General features: G+C 72.7%; 13 protein-coding genes. 6 read left to right on the forward strand and 7 right to left on the reverse strand.

Annotated elements, in window-relative coordinates; genetic code table 11:
• The first annotated feature begins 61 nt into the window (after window positions 1-61).
• Entirely contained in the window at window positions 62-1540 is a 1479-nt protein-coding gene (gene der, locus AB0I54_RS15865; protein WP_363296567.1) for a ribosome biogenesis GTPase Der, read from the forward strand.
• 61 nt (window positions 1541-1601) lie between these two features.
• On the opposite strand, the gene AB0I54_RS15870 is transcribed toward der, so the two are convergent.
• Window positions 1602-2018 (reverse strand): hypothetical protein, encoded by a 417-nt coding sequence (locus AB0I54_RS15870; RefSeq protein ID WP_363296568.1) that lies wholly within the window; start codon window positions 2016-2018, stop codon window positions 1602-1604.
• A gap of 76 nt (window positions 2019-2094) precedes the next feature.
• Complete coding sequence (locus AB0I54_RS15875) at window positions 2095-2880, reverse strand: hypothetical protein (RefSeq protein ID WP_363296569.1); 786 nt, start codon at window positions 2878-2880, stop codon at window positions 2095-2097.
• 542 nt (window positions 2881-3422) lie between these two features.
• Here AB0I54_RS15875 and AB0I54_RS15880 point away from each other — a divergent pair.
• On the forward strand, window positions 3423-4124 hold the full coding sequence (locus tag AB0I54_RS15880; RefSeq protein ID WP_363296570.1) for a transglycosylase family protein: 702 nt from the start codon (window positions 3423-3425) through the stop codon (window positions 4122-4124).
• A 79-nt stretch (window positions 4125-4203) separates the two neighbouring features.
• Here the strand turns inward: AB0I54_RS15880 and AB0I54_RS15885 are convergent, their stop codons facing one another.
• The 3 genes from AB0I54_RS15885 to AB0I54_RS15895 are packed head-to-tail and all read right to left on the reverse strand — an operon-like array spanning window position 4204 to window position 7975.
• Window positions 4204-4848 carry an ATP-binding cassette domain-containing protein gene (locus AB0I54_RS15885; RefSeq protein ID WP_363296571.1) on the reverse strand — a complete coding sequence of 215 codons (645 nt, stop codon included), beginning with the start codon at window positions 4846-4848 and terminating at the stop codon, window positions 4204-4206.
• Entirely contained in the window at window positions 4845-7499 is a 2655-nt protein-coding gene (locus AB0I54_RS15890) for an ATP-binding cassette domain-containing protein (RefSeq protein ID WP_363296943.1), read from the reverse strand. The genes AB0I54_RS15885 and AB0I54_RS15890 overlap by 4 nt, the downstream gene beginning before the upstream one ends.
• The gene (locus AB0I54_RS15895) at window positions 7487-7975 is read right to left on the reverse strand and encodes a hypothetical protein (RefSeq protein ID WP_363296572.1); all 489 of its coding nucleotides are present in this window, start codon (window positions 7973-7975) and stop codon (window positions 7487-7489) included. Before AB0I54_RS15895 ends, AB0I54_RS15890 begins: the two co-directional genes overlap by 13 nt.
• Window positions 7976-8098: 123 nt before the next feature.
• Between AB0I54_RS15895 and AB0I54_RS15900 the strand changes: the two genes are divergently transcribed.
• The 4 genes from AB0I54_RS15900 (at window position 8099) to AB0I54_RS15915 (ending at window position 11518) form a co-directional block, all read left to right on the forward strand.
• Window positions 8099-8671, forward strand: a complete 573-nt coding sequence (locus AB0I54_RS15900; RefSeq protein ID WP_363296573.1) for a hypothetical protein — start codon at window positions 8099-8101, stop codon at window positions 8669-8671.
• Window positions 8640-9932 (forward strand): ABC transporter substrate-binding protein, encoded by a 1293-nt coding sequence (locus AB0I54_RS15905; protein ID WP_363296574.1) that lies wholly within the window; start codon window positions 8640-8642, stop codon window positions 9930-9932. Before AB0I54_RS15900 ends, AB0I54_RS15905 begins: the two co-directional genes overlap by 32 nt.
• Before the next feature lie 43 nt (window positions 9933-9975).
• Window positions 9976-10944: a YafY family protein gene (locus AB0I54_RS15910; protein ID WP_363296575.1), complete on the forward strand. Its 969-nt coding sequence runs from the start codon at window positions 9976-9978 to the stop codon at window positions 10942-10944.
• 358 nt (window positions 10945-11302) lie between these two features.
• On the forward strand, window positions 11303-11518 hold the full coding sequence (locus AB0I54_RS15915; protein ID WP_263207083.1) for an I78 family peptidase inhibitor: 216 nt from the start codon (window positions 11303-11305) through the stop codon (window positions 11516-11518).
• A gap of 101 nt (window positions 11519-11619) precedes the next feature.
• Here the strand turns inward: AB0I54_RS15915 and AB0I54_RS15920 are convergent, their stop codons facing one another.
• Both AB0I54_RS15920 and AB0I54_RS15925 read right to left on the reverse strand, forming a co-directional pair.
• Entirely contained in the window at window positions 11620-12642 is a 1023-nt protein-coding gene (locus tag AB0I54_RS15920; protein ID WP_363296576.1) for a phosphatase PAP2 family protein, read from the reverse strand.
• Window positions 12643-12880: 238 nt separating this feature from the next.
• Entirely contained in the window at window positions 12881-14155 is a 1275-nt protein-coding gene (locus tag AB0I54_RS15925; RefSeq protein ID WP_363296577.1) for a glycosyltransferase family 39 protein, read from the reverse strand.
• Between the last annotated feature and the right edge of the window lie 67 nt (window positions 14156-14222).

The raw sequence follows: 14222 nt of genomic DNA on the forward strand, positions 1-14222 counted from the left end.
TAGTGGATCAGCCCCCACAGGGTGCTCCACCGATCACCACGATGAACGAGGTACGGACTTCATGAACGACGACATCCACTCCGAGGGTTCGCTCGAAGAGCATGACCACGGAGCGCTTGGCGACGCCGAGTACGCGGAGTTCATGGAGCTCGCCGCGGAAGAGGGCTTCGACATCGCGGACGTCGAGGGCGCCATCGAGGCGGCGGGCCACGGCCCGCTGCCCGTGCTCGCCGTCGTCGGCCGGCCGAACGTCGGCAAGTCGACCCTGGTGAACCGGATCATCGGCCGCCGCGAGGCGGTCGTCGAGGACAAGCCGGGCGTCACCCGCGACCGTGTGACCTACGAGGCCGAGTGGGCGGGCCGCCGCTTCAAGGTCGTCGACACCGGCGGCTGGGAGCAGGACGTCCTCGGCATCGACGCCTCCGTGGCCGCCCAGGCCGAGTACGCGATCGAGGCGGCCGACGCGGTCGTCTTCGTCGTCGACGCCAAGGTCGGCGCGACCGACACCGACGAGGCCGTCGTACGTCTGCTGCGCAAGGCCGGCAAGCCCGTGGTGCTGGCCGCCAACAAGGTCGACGGACCGAGCGGCGAAGCGGATGCCGCGTACCTGTGGTCCCTCGGGCTCGGTGAGCCGCACCCCGTCTCGGCGCTGCACGGCCGCGGCACCGGCGACATGCTGGACGCCGTCCTGGAGGTGCTGCCTGACGCGCCCGAGCAGACCTTCGGCACCGCCGTCGGCGGCCCGCGCCGCATCGCGCTGATCGGCCGCCCGAACGTGGGCAAGTCCTCGCTGCTGAACAAGGTCGCGGGGGAGGAGCGCGTCGTCGTCAACGAACTCGCGGGCACCACCCGTGACCCGGTCGACGAGCTGATCGAACTGGGCGGCGTCACCTGGAAGTTCGTCGACACCGCCGGCATCCGCAAGCGGGTCCACCTCCAGCAGGGCGCCGACTACTACGCCTCGCTGCGCACCGCGGCGGCGGTGGAGAAGGCCGAGGTGGCGGTCGTCCTGATCGACGCCTCCGAGAACATCTCCGTGCAGGACCAGCGGATCATCACCATGGCCGTCGAGGCGGGCCGCGCGATGGTCATCGCCTACAACAAGTGGGACAACCTCGACGAGGAGCGGCGCTACTACCTGGAGCGCGAGATCGAGACCGAGCTCGGCCAGGTCGCCTGGGCGCCGCGGGTCAATGTCTCCGCGCGCACCGGCCGCCACATGGAGAAGCTGGTCCCGGCGATCGAGACCGCGCTCGCGGGCTGGGAGACACGCGTGCCGACCGGCCGCCTCAACGCCTTCCTCGGCGAACTGGTCTCGGCCCACCCGCACCCGGTCCGGGGCGGCAAGCAGCCGCGCATCCTGTTCGGCACCCAGGCCGGCACCAAGCCCCCGCGGTTCGTGCTGTTCGCCTCCGGCTTCATCGAGGCGGGCTACCGCCGCTTCATCGAGCGCCGGCTGCGCGAGGAGTTCGGCTTCGAGGGGACGCCGATCCATATCTCGGTGCGGGTGCGCGAGAAGCGCGGTACGAAGAAGAAGTGACGGCAGGCGAAAGGGCGGCCCTTGGTGAAGGGCCGCCCTTTCGCATGTCACACACCCAGGCTCACATGCCCCGGCGCGGTCCCGGTGGCAGCGCCGCGGGGACATGGTGCATCCCTGTGTCGTGCCGCCCGATCGTCCCGACCCGCTGCCACTGCGCCTGCTGCTGCCCGGTGCCGTGGCGGGCGCTGTACGCACCCGCGCTGTACGCGCTGTACGAGTTCGAGCCGTGCGACCCCGTGCCGTACGTTCCCGTGCCATAGGTGCCGGCGTTGTGCGGGGCGATCCCGAAGGCGACGAACCCCAGTTCCTCCTCGCCGCTGCGGTCGCCCGGCAGCGCCCGGAGCATCTTGACCCACTCCGCGTAGAGCGTGTCGTAGATGGGGGTCGGCGATGACACGGCCGCGCTCTCCTGCGCCGCCCGTGCGGACGGGATCGAGGAGAAGGACGGACGGCGGGGAGGAACGTCGTATGCGTGCACGTATGTCCAAACGACCGTGTGCGGGAAGAGATGCGGTCGTGGGGCGCCCCTTCGGGGGCATGGGGCCGCTTCGCCGTCAGGTACCCGCGAGCGGCAGCGCCGCCGCGACCAGCTTCCCGTTGGCCGCCGCCTTGTCGAGCGCGTCCCGCAGCAGGTCCTCGCGCGGCTGACGCCCGATGGAGCCCACCGGAGCCGCGAACAGCAGCACCTGCTGGTGCTTGTTCGCCGCCGCCCGCCAGCCGTCCGTGACCTGCAGCGGCTGGTGCGCCTGCCACCAGGCGACCGGCTGGCCGCCGTGGGTGCCGGGCTGGAGCACCGCGTGCAGCTGGCCCACCGCCAGCAGCACCGACCACCCGTGCAGCACCGGGGGCACCGCGCTGATCTGGGTCACCGGCATGTACCCCTGCTCGATTAGCAGCGGCAGGAAGTCGTCGCCCACGCCCGTGGTGCCGGGCCGCACGATCGGCGTGGTCGGCTCCACGACGAGCGCCGGGTGCAACTCCCCGGCGATCAGCACCAGTCCGCTGGTGACGCCGAGCACGGCCTGCTCGGGCACGGCCCGGTGCGCGTCTCCGCCGGGGGCGCCGTCCCCGTTGATGGAGCGGACCGCGCCCTGCAGCTGCTCCTCGGTGACCTGGACGACCTGCGAGGGCAGACAGGTGGCGTGGGCGAAGGCGAGGACGGCGGTCTCGTCCCCGATGAACAGGACGGTGCTGGTGCGCTCCTGCTCGGAGTCGCCCGGGGTGCGGCAGGACGTGCAGTCGTAACTGCCCGGGGCGTTCTCTCCGGCGAGCAGCCGGTCGGCTTCTTCGTCGCCGATCTCGGCGCGTACGGCGTCGCTGACGTCGAGCATGCGCGGCACGGTGGCTCCCTCGGGATGCGTGCGTGAAGGGCCGGGTGGCTCCCGGTCCATGAGCCCCGGGGGGATCCGGGCTCATGAAGGAGACAACGGGCGATCTGTGGCGGGGGTCACGCCCGGAGGGGAACGGAATCGAACCATCCACCGCACAGGGTCACATGCGGTACGGAATCGCCCACTCAAAGTCAACTCTTCGAACAGCAAAGGACTTTGGATCGGTGAAGTGGGTCACAGATCACCCGAGGAGCTGGTCGACAAATCAGGAAATCAGCGAATGAAGTGGGTGGCCGAAAATCGCCGATACCTGGGGTAACGGTGAACTGGCCTGGAATGACAAGGAGTTGGTTGATAGCGGGTGGCCACGCTCCGTACATTCCTCCGCCGTGTGCAACGAGCACCGCTCGGGTACGTCCGCCGGCCGCGCACCAGGCAAGCAAGATCGCAGCACCGGCTCAGGCGGACGGGGCGAGCGCGAGCGACCGCGTCCATGCGCGGCGACCGCGCCCCGCCTGTGGGGGACCCCGGGTCCGTGGAGAGGGAATTACATGTCCGAATGTGCCGATACCACTCGCAACAACGTCCGTGACGACAGCACCCGCGGCGAGACCGCCCGCAGGGCGCGTACGACGGCGGTCCTCGCCGGGGCGGCACTGCTCGCTCCGCTGGGGCTGCTGGCCGCCACCGGCAACGCCGCGGCGGCGGACGGCGGAGTGTGGGACCGCATCGCCCAGTGCGAGAGCGGCGGCAACTGGCACATCAACACCGGCAACGGCTACTACGGCGGACTCCAGTTCTCCGCCGGCACCTGGCGTGCCTACGGCGGCGCGGCCTACGCGCCGACCGCCGACCGGGCCAGCAGGACCCAGCAGATCGCCGTGGCCACCAAGGTCCAGCACGCCCAGGGCTGGGGTGCCTGGCCGACCTGTTCGGCCCGGGCCGGAGCGTACGGCGCCGCACCCGCGGCGGCCTCCTCCGGTACGGCAAGCACCAAGAGCACGAACAGCACGAACACCACGAAGGCAGCCCCGGCCAAGCCGTCGAAGGCGCCGAAGCGTTCGACCGGCCACACCAACCGCGACTCGTCCCGTGGCTCGTCCGGCGGCAACTACACCGTCCGCGAGGGCGACACACTGAGCGCCATCGCCGCCCGGCACGGGACCACCTGGCAGCGGATCTACTCCGCCAACAAGTCCGTCATCGGCGGTGATCCCGACCTGATCGTGCCCGGGCAGCGCCTCTCGCTCTGAGCCGCTCCCCCTGTCCCGGGCATGACGCCCCACCCGGTTCTCCGACCGGGTGGGGCGCTGTCATACGGCGACCGCGGCCTCAAGGGCGGACGGCCCGCTCGCCCGCCTCTCCGCCGAACACGACAGCCCCGCGGCGCAGTTCGTACACGAACACGGGCCGCCCGCGCAGCACCGGCGGCAGCCGTTGCTCGGCGACCACGACACACGCGTCGAGCGCGCTCAGCAGCTCGTACGTACGCGCCGCCACCGCAGGGGACATGCCCTGCGCGGGCTCGTCGACGAGCAGCACACGCGCGCGTGCCAGCAGGGCACGGGAGAGAGCGAGCATCCGCTGCTCACCGCCGGACAGGGTGCCCGCGCGGCGGGGGAGCAGGGGGCGCAGCCGCGGATAGGCGTCGAGCGCGGAGTCGTACGCGGGCGCCATGAGTTCCAGGTTCTCCCGTACGGTCAGCGACCCGAACACGGCCTGCCGCTCGGGGACCAGGAACAGTCCGCGCCGGGCCCGTTCGTACGCGGGCACCCGGGTCATGTCGACGCCGTCCCACACCACCGCCCCGCCGGACAGCGGCACGGTTCCGGCGAGCGCGCGCAGCACGGTGCTGCGACCGGAGCCGTTGCGGCCCAGCAGCACGGTCAGCCCCGGGCCCGGCGCGGCGAGGCTGACACCGTGCAGGGCCTCCAGGGGGCCGTAGCGCACGCGCGCGTGGCGCAGTGAGACGGTCATGGCCCCGCCGCCGCTTCGAGCGAGTCCAGCACCTGGCGGGGCGGGCCGGACGCGACGATGCGGCCCGCCGTCATGACGTGCACGACGTCGGCGACACCGGCGACAAGGTCGAGGTCGTGCTCGACGACCAGCAGGGCGGTGCCGTCGGCGGCCAGCGCGTCCAGCACCCTGGCCAGCGCGGCCACTTCAACGGTGTCCAGCCCCGCGGCGGGCTCGTCGAGCAGCAGCACGCAGGGGCCGCCGGCCAGCGCCCGGGCCAGCTCGACCCGGCGCAGCGTGCCGGTGGGCAGCCCCGCGGCGGGCAGCGCCCGCACCGACCCGTCGAGCCCGGCCAGCCGCAGCGCCCGCTCCACCGCGCCGGGGTCGGCGAGCCGCCCCTGCTCGGCACCCACCCGGACGTTCTCGGCCACGGTCAACGACGGGAACACGGCAAGCTGCTGGAAGGTCCGCGCGATCCCGAGCCGGGTGCGGGCGTGGGCCGGCAGCCGGGTGATGTCCCGCCCGCCGAACACGACCTGCCCGCGCGCGGGCCGCAGCGTCCCGGCCAGACAGTGGAACAGCGTGCTCTTTCCGGCCCCGTTGGGCCCGACGACGGCGGTGACCCGTCCGGGCCTGACCTCCAGATCGACACCGTCGAGTGCGGTGAAGCCGTCGTAGCGGGCGTGCAGGCGACGGGCGGCGAGCAGCGGGACCGCGGGGGGCGGGAGTGCGGCCGCCTCGGCCGTCGGGCGCGGCACGGCGGTGGCGTGCGACGGCCGCGGGCCGAAGTGCCCGATGCGCGGCGCCGCCCGCGCGGCCGGCGGCCGCAGTCTCTCGCGCGCCCTCGTCCCCACCGCCGTGAGCCGGGCCCCGCGCCGCGGCCGCAGCCGCTGACCCGCCGTACGCAACGCCTCGTACGGCCCGCCGGGGAACCGTCCGACCAGCACCGCCAGCACCCCGATCAGCGCCGCCGCCACCCCGCCCCGGGCCCCCGCGTCGAGCCCCACCAGAAGGGCCGCGGCGGCCAGGGCACCCAGAGCGCTGTCCGCGCCCAGCACCACGACCGCGGCGAACCACAGCAGTCCGCGCACGGGGTCGTAGGCGCCGGGGTCGAACGCGCGCTGCCCCATGCCGAGCATGCCGCCGCCGAGAGCGGCGAGGGCGGCGCCCGAGACGAAGGCGAGGAGCTTCAGGGACGGGACCCGGACGCCCGCCGCCGCCGCGCCCGCCTCGTGGTCCCGCATGGCGGCGAGGGCACGTCCGGTGCGGCCCCGGCGCAGCGCGTGGGTCGCCAGCAGCGCGGCGGCCAGCAGGGCCAGTTCCAGGACGTAGTACGCGCGGTCCCCGTCGAGGCCCGCCGGGCGGTCCAGCGACAGCCCGGCGGTGGCGTAAGGCTGCGCGAAGACGAAGCGGCTCACCCCGACGCCCACGGCGAACGTGGCCAGCGCCAGGGCCAGGCCGTGGCGGCCGATGGCGGGCCGGCCGGTCAGCAGACCGAGCGGTGCGACCAGCACCACCGCCACGGCCAGCGCCGCCAGTTCGGGCAGCCGTGGCAGACCCGGGAAGCGGCCCGCCGCGAGCAGCGCCGTGAACAGGGCGCCCAGCCCCGCGTACGCCGCCTGTCCCAGGGAGATCTGTCCGCCGCGGCCGGTGACGACCACCAGGGACAGCAGGATCACGCCGAGCGCCGGTACCTGGACCGACGTGTGCAGGTCCGAGCCCGCGAAGCCGAGTGGCAGCAGGAACAGCACCACGGCCACGATCCAGGCGCCGGGCGGGGTCGGCACGCGCGCGGTGGCCGAGCGCGGCAGGGCGTCGCGCGTACCGATGCCCGGCAGGACCAGGGCCGCGACCAGGAGCGCCACGACGAAGAGATTCGCCCCGACCGCCTGGAGCAGCTGCCCTTCCCAGCCCGCCGGGTGCAGCCGCGTCAACTGGCTCTGCCCGACCGCGACGCCGAGCGCCACCAGCACCGCGAGGGACAGGCTGCGCATCCGCGCGGCCACCGCGACCGCGACCACTTCCATGACGAGCAGCGGCAGACCGTACGGGTCGAGACGCACGTACGGCGCGAGCAGCACGCCCGTCAGGCCCGCGGTGAACGAGCCGAACGCCCAGCCCGCCGCGGCCACCCGGTCCGCGTCGATGCCGCCCAGCACCGCCAGCTGCCGGTCGTCCACCACCGCCCGCAGCTCCCGCCCGAACCGGGTCCACCTGACGACCACGCCGACGCCCGCCGCGAGCAGCAGCGCCACCGCCAACTGACCCCACGGATCCGCCGACACCAGCTCCGGCGCGTCGTCCCGTGCCCCCTGCCCCCACACCAGCGCCGCCCCGCCCACCAGCAGCACGAACACCCCGATGGACGCCACCAGGGTCTGCGCCGGATCGCCGCCCAGCACCGACAGCGGCCGGAACACGAGACGTTCCAGCACCACACCGATCCCCGGCGCCAGCACGAGCAGCGTCACCACCGCCCCGAGCCACAGCGGCCACCCCCACTCCACCACCGACTCCCGCAGCACGTACGCGCACACCATCGCGATCGCCCCGTGCGCGAAGTTGAGCACGCCGGTCGCGCGGTACGTCACGACCAGACCGATCCCGGTGAGCGCGGCGGCGCTGCCCACGGAGAGACCGGCGAGCGTGAGGTCGTACGTCAGCGAGGACACGGGTCCGCCGCGGAATCCGGCTCGCAGATCGGGCACGGGCCGAGCGCACCGCTCGCCAGCAGCTTGCCGTCCACCGGGACCGCCCCCGGCTTTCCCGCCACCAACGGGCAGTCCGCACGGTGGTACAGCGTGCCGCCCGGCACCATCAGCGTCTCCCCGCCGACCGCCACGCGCGTGGCCGCCGCCTGCTGCGCCTCCTCGGCGGCGATGGGTTCGGCGGCCACCAGCAGCCCGTACAACTCGTCCACGCGCGCGGCGGCGAGCGCGCTCCTGCCGTGTGTGAGCAGCACCGATCCGGCGATGATCAGAGCCGCGCCGGGTATCGTGCACGAGGCGAGATAGGGTAGTTGGCGCTCCGCGTACCGCTCGCCCGAGATGCCGTACCAGCCGATGACGCACAGCACGGCGCCCGCGGCCAGCGCGGCCCACCCGGCCCAGAGGACGGGGTGCACGGTCCGAGGTCGCGTTGTCCGCATCGCCGGCTCCCACACGTCATGTATCTGTCCATGTCGGCCAATGGCTTGCACTATGCCCTCTGGAAGCTGACCCTGAAAGCTCCGGGCGCACATGGCCCGGACGGACACCCGGTGGTGAGCCAGATGGTTCTCGGGAGCGACGTCAGGCGGGGACACACGACGACAGGGCGCGGCCCACGGGCGGCGGGACGGGTCACGGCACTGGCGGCCGCCCTGGTCCTCGTCCTCGCCCCGGCCCTGGCGGCATGCAGCGACGAGAGCGGTGGCAGCCAGAGCGCACCCCCGACGCCCTCCGTGGAGCAGACGACCAGCGCCCCGGCGACCGCGCCCGCCGATCCGGCGGCCGCCGAGAAGGAGATCAGGCAGAACTGGAAGAAGTTCTTCGACCCGGCCACCGCCACGAAGGACAAGCAGACCGTCTTGGAGAACGGCGAGCGGATGTCCGCCGTGCTGAAGAGCTTCAACGGCGACAAGCGCGGCGGACAGGTCGCGGCCGAGGTGACCAAGGTCGAGTTCACCGCGCCGGCCGAGGCGACCGTGACGTACAGCCTGACCCTGAACGGTGCCACCGCACTGCCCGACGCCTCCGGGACGGCCGTCCTTCAGGACGGCACCTGGAAGGTGTCCGACAACACGCTGTGCGCGCTGGTGCAGTTGAGCGGCGATGCCTCGCAGTCGGCGCACCCGGGCTGCTGAGACCGCTGCCGCGGCGCTGCTGCTCCTCGTGGGCACGGCCTGCGGCAGCCGGCTGCCCGAGAGCGACTTCGAGCACGACTCGCGGGCGCCCGCGCCCGGCGGCGGAGCACCCCTGCGCGTCGGCATCATCACCAGCGCCACCAGCCCCGTCGGCGGCAACGCGTTCACCGGTCCGCGCGACGGCGCCAAGGCGTACTTCGACCGTCTCAACGCGCGCGGGGGCATCGACCGCCGCCGGGTCGAGGTGCGCCTGTGCGACGACGGCGGCAGCGGGGTCGGCAACAACACGTGCGTGCACCGGCTGATCGACGAGGACAGGGTGGTCGCCCTGGTCGCCACCGCGTCCCTGGACTACGCGGGCGCCTCCCGTGTCTCCCACGCGCGCGTGCCCGACATCGGCGGCCAGCCCATCGGCGCCGCCTACGACACCTGGCCGCACCTGTACGGCATCTACGGCAGCCTGGCGCCCCGCGACGGCACACCGGGCTGGGGCGGGCAGCTGTACGGCGGCACGGAGGTGTACCGCTACTTCAAGCGGGAGAAGGGCGCCCGCACGGCCGCGGTCGTCTCCTACAACCAGGCCGCGTCCGCCGCCTACGCCCGGCTCGTCGAGCGGGGACTGCAGGCCGAGGGCTACAAGGTGGTCCCCGAGCAGGTCGACTTCGCGCTGCCCAACTTCCGTGCCGTCGCCGCCGATCTGAAGGAACAGGGCGCCGACCTGGTCTTCGACGCCATCGACACGCACGGCAACGCCCAGCTGTGCAGGGCGATGGACGACGTCGGCGCCCGGGTCGTGGCCAAGGTGACCAACGTCCAGAACTGGATGTCCGACGTCCCCGGGGACTACAGGGACTCCCCGCGCTGCCGCAACGCCCTGTGGGTGACCGGGGCCAGCCGCAACTACGAGGACACCGGCGACGCGGCCGTACGGGAGTTCCGGGACGCGACCAAGGGGCTGAGGACGCACTCCCAGTGGCAGCTGGAGGGCTGGGCGGCCGCGAGGTGGTTCACCGACGCGGCCAGGGCCTGCGCGGCGAAGGGCATCACGCGCGCGTGCGTCGACGACTTCGTCGGCCGCGCGCGGGACTACACCGCGGACGGCCTGCTGATCCCGGTGTCGTTCGAGCGGCTTCCCGAGCCGCCGAAGACCCGCAGGGCATGCCTGTCGGTGGCCCGCTGGAAGGACGGCAGGGGCTGGGTGTCGCAGGGGGACATGAACCACACCTGCTTCGACGTGCCGCAACTGCCCTACACCCCCTGATCGCGGACAGTGGTTGTCCGCGACGGCTGGCAGACTCGGCGCCATGTTGGAGACCTCGGCACGACTGCTGCGCCTGCTCTCGCTCCTCCAGGCCCACCGCGAGTGGTCCGGCCCCGAGCTGGCCGAACGGCTGGGGGTCACCCCTCGCACGGTGCGCCGCGACGTGGACCGGCTGCGCGAGCTCGGCTACCCGGTCAACGCCAGCCCCGGCACCGGCGGCGGCTACCAGCTCGGCGCGGGGGCCGAACTGCCGCCGCTGCTCCTGGACGACGACGAGGCGGTCGCCGTCGCCGTGGGCCTGCGCACCGCCGCCGGGCAGGGCATCGAGGGCATCGGCGAGAGCTCCGTGCGGGCCCTGGCGAAGCTGGAGCAGGTGCTGCCCGGCCGGCTGCGCCGCCGCGTGGGCGCCCTCAACGCCTTCACCGTGCCGATGCTGCGCGGACCGCAGCCCTCCACCGTCGACCCGGCCGTGCTCACGGAACTGGCCCACCTGTGCCGGGACGCGGAACGTCTGCGCTTCGAGTACCGGGACCACGACGGTGCCTCCACCCGCCGTACGGTCGAACCGCACCGCCTGGTGTGCACCGAGCACCGCTGGTACCTGGTCGCCTGGGACCTCGACCGCGAGGACTGGCGCACGTTCCGTGCCGACCGCATCACGCCGAAGCCGCCGCACGGCCCGCGTTTCACTCCGCGCGAGCCCCCTGCCGAGGACCTCGCCGCCTATGTCTCCCGGGGCGTCTCCACGCGCGCGTACGCCGCCCACGCCGCCGTCCGCCTGCTGGTGCCCCTGGAGGTCGCCGCCCAGCGGATCTCACCCTCGGCGGGGATGCTGGAGGCCGACGGCGCCGAGGCCTGCGTCCTGCGCGCCGGCGCCCCGAATCTCGACGTGATGGTCATTCACGTGATGATGACGGGCTTCGACTTCCAGGTGCTGGAGCCGGCCGAGCTCACCGAGTCGATCGGAGCGATCCGGGACCGGCTGTCGCGCGCTCTGGAGCGATCCGTGTGAGGGACGCGTGGCCGTGAGCCGAGGCCCGGGCGGTACGGGGGATCTGTGTCGAAGTGGTGAAACTCTTATGCGGTGTCAGCTCCCGCGCGCGTTGTGGATTCGGAATGGAATCGGCTCCGACAACCGTCCGCGACCCACGCTTCGGTTCCTTTCCGTCCGGCTTTTCGAAGGGCCGTCCCAACACGCGCGGAATTTCGCTCGAATGCGCCGGGAAGGCGCACGCAACCGCTCGGACGTGTGACGCGGTCGAACCAAAACGCGTGTCGTGATCCTGTGACAGAAGTGTGACCGGAGGGGGACGGGCGCCTTCTCCGGCTCGTGACTTCCGTGGCCGCCGGACCTGGCCTAGCGTGGCCGCATGGCACCGATTCCCACTCCGTCAGCGGAGCCCCAGGACAGTCCGGAAGGGTACGTCGGCCTCGACGCGGCGAGCGCCGAGCGGCTCGCGCGCGAGCGGGGGTGGTCGACGGTGCGGTCCCTGCCGCCGGGCGCGATCATCACCATGGAGTACCGGGTGGGACGGCTGAACTTCGAGGTGCGGGACGGCCGGGTGGCGCGGGCCTGGAAGGGCTGAACCGACCACGGCGAAGGCCCCTGCTCCTGGATCGAGGAGCAGGGGCCTTCGCTCTGGCGGGGGTTGGGTGTGCGTACCGGACCCCGCTGTGCCGGTCGCGGTCAGCCGCCCGCCACCGGGCGGGCCGCCGGGGCGGTGCCGCGCGGTACGCGGTCCGAGTGCGGCGGGCGGCGGCTGCCCGCCGGGGTGACGGGAGTGCGCTCGGAGCGGGCCGTGTGCGGGCCCGGCGCCAGATGGATCGGCGCGCGGGGCGAGCGGACCGAGGCGGCCGGTTCGCGCTCCGGGGCCGGCTCCTCGGCGGGCACGGTCCGCGGCTTGAGCACCACGGGAGCGACCGGGAGCGCCGGTGCGGGCACCGTACGGCCGCGGCGGGCGCGCCAACGGTCGCGCTGGTCGAAGATCGCGATCTCGGCCTTGGCGATCAGCGGTTCGCACCACGGCAGGGCGAGCAGGATCAGCAGGCCGGCGGCCCAGCCCAGCAGCACGTCGCTCAGCCAGTGCGTACCGAGGTAGACGGTGGTGAGGCCGACGCCGAGCGAGGTGACCGCCGACAGCGCGGACAGCCAGCGGCGCGCTCTCGGGGTGGAGGCCAGATAGGCCAGGATTCCCCAGGTCACCACCGCGTTGGCGGTGTGGCCGCTGGGGAATATATCGCCGCCCAGACCCATCTCGCTCGAACCGATCGTGGTGGCGTAGTGCGGGCCGAGACGGCCCATGCCGAGCTTGGCGGCGCCGACCGTGATGTTGAGCAGCAGCAGTGACGCACCGAGGGTGAGCAGCGGGCGGAGCGTGTGCTGCCGCCAGGAGCGCCAGCCGAGCCACGCGGCGACCATCACGGCGGTGGGGCCGCGCTGGCCGAGCACCACGTAGTAGTCGAGGAAGGCGTGGATCTCCGGCCACTGCTGGTACGGCCGGAAGAACATGACCTGCCAGTCGAGCCGGACCAGCCAGGACGTGATCACGATGGCCCACACGATCGCCAGATAGAAGGCGAGGGTCGCGGTGAACAGCACGACCCGGTGCCGGCTCATCCTCGGCACATCGATGTGGGCCGGTCGTTCCGGCTCACGGTCCAGCCTGGCGAACACCCGGTCCAGACGGGTGAGGTTTCGTTCGGTACGCACCCAAAGGACGTTACAGCGAGTGAGCTCTGACCCCGGTCGAATCACCGGCTTTGTGATGACGATGTGATGTGGGAAACCTCTCAGCAGCCGCCATATTCCAGAGGAATCCGCAATCCCTGTCGGTCGTTCCCTTCAATTCCTTTGATCATGCCGGGGGTTGGTTTTATCGCGCTTATGAATTCGTTCACCGAAGCATGGGGTGGATTTTTCCGTCCGCTCATCGGCCGTTCCGAGATGATCACGGCGGCCCGGATCCATTGAGCCAGAACGCGCCGTAGACGGCCGACGCCATCGCCACACCGGCCGTGACCAGCACCGCTCTTGACGTGCGCAGCCGGGCCAGGGCCAGGGCGAGCGGCAGGAGCAGAGGGAAGGCAGGCAGCAGGAGGCGCGGCTTGGAGCCGAAGTAACTCGACGCACACAGCGCGAGCGCGGTGACGACACCCGAGTACACCAGCAGCGGAAGCGGCTGGCGTTGCCGTACGCCGATCACGTACAGCCAGATCACCAGGCCCACTCCGACGATCAGTCCCAACCCGGCGAGGGCCGACGGAAATGACGTGAACTTGTCGGCGACGAAGCGGGCGAAGGCATATCCGCCGTCGAAGCCGTTGCGCCAGCCCGCCTGGACGTCCAGATAGCCGAGCGGGCCCTTGCCCGTGCGATGGCCGACCCACAGGACATAGGCGGCGGCACCGAGGGGAGCGAGGAGCATGCCGAGGGCGCGGCGCGCGACAGGTGCGCCGGAAGAGATGGACGGGGCGCGTGTTGCGTCCGGCGCGCCGTCGGTTGTCACGACGCGCGGGGCGCGGACGGCGCTGGCGGCATCGGGGGCGTGCTCGTCGCCTCGTGCGCCGTCTGCCACGGCCGCGCGCCGATCTCGCACGAACGAGGCAATGCCCGCCGTCCACACCGCGGCCACCACGGCGAGCCCCACCGGACGGGTCAGCCCGGCGAACGCGGCCAGCAGACCGGCACCCACCCAGCGGCCGGTCAGCACGGCGTACAGCGACCAGGCGGCGAGGGCGGTGAACAACGACTCGCTGTACGCCATCGACTGCACGATCCCGACCGGCAGCACCGCCCACAGCAGTACGGCGCACACCCCGGCCCGCCGCCCGTACACATGGTCCGCGACCGCGAAGATCCCCCAGGCCGCGGCGAGCGAGGCGACCACGCTCACGACCAGCCCCGCGTCCGCGTACGACAGCGGCGTGAGCGCGTGCACCAGCCGCTCCAGCCAGGGCAGCAGCGGGAAGAAGGCCAGGTTGGAGTGGACGTCGCCGTTCGGCAGCCGCACCTCGTAGCCATAGCCCAGCTCCGCGACCCGCGTGTACCAGAGGGCGTCCCAGCGCGCGGTCAGCAGCGTGTGCGCGCTCTTGCCGCGTGCCGCGCTCCACACCGCCAGCACGACCAGGCCCAGGACGCGCACGGCCGCGTACCCGAGCAGAGCCGGGGCCGCCCGGCGCAGGAGCGCGGACCGGGGTGCCACGCGCGTTTCAAGATCGGTCACGGGCTCGATTATCGACCGGCGGCGGAACCGGACAGCTCACCGGGGCGTGGTCAAGGGGGGCGGGCAG

This window comes from Streptomyces sp. NPDC050625 (genome assembly GCF_040654755.1).
Classification (GTDB): Bacteria; Actinomycetota; Actinomycetes; order Streptomycetales; family Streptomycetaceae; genus Streptomyces.

What these genes read in the sequence shown, in the direction of transcription:
- AB0I54_RS15900 (WP_363296573.1), top strand. Translation starts at nt 8,099, where the DNA reads ATGGTTCTCGGGAGCGACGTCAGGCGGGGACACACGACGACAGGGCGC.
- AB0I54_RS15885 (WP_363296571.1), bottom strand. Translation starts at nt 4,848, where the DNA reads ATGACCGTCTCACTGCGCCACGCGCGCGTGCGCTACGGCCCCCTGGAG.
- AB0I54_RS15915 (WP_263207083.1), top strand. Translation starts at nt 11,303, where the DNA reads ATGGCACCGATTCCCACTCCGTCAGCGGAGCCCCAGGACAGTCCGGAA.
- AB0I54_RS15910 (WP_363296575.1), top strand. Translation starts at nt 9,976, where the DNA reads ATGTTGGAGACCTCGGCACGACTGCTGCGCCTGCTCTCGCTCCTCCAG.
- der (WP_363296567.1), top strand. Translation starts at nt 62, where the DNA reads ATGAACGACGACATCCACTCCGAGGGTTCGCTCGAAGAGCATGACCAC.
- AB0I54_RS15880 (WP_363296570.1), top strand. Translation starts at nt 3,423, where the DNA reads ATGTCCGAATGTGCCGATACCACTCGCAACAACGTCCGTGACGACAGC.
- AB0I54_RS15905 (WP_363296574.1), top strand. Translation starts at nt 8,640, where the DNA reads ATGCCTCGCAGTCGGCGCACCCGGGCTGCTGAGACCGCTGCCGCGGCG.
- AB0I54_RS15895 (WP_363296572.1), bottom strand. Translation starts at nt 7,975, where the DNA reads ATGCGGACAACGCGACCTCGGACCGTGCACCCCGTCCTCTGGGCCGGG.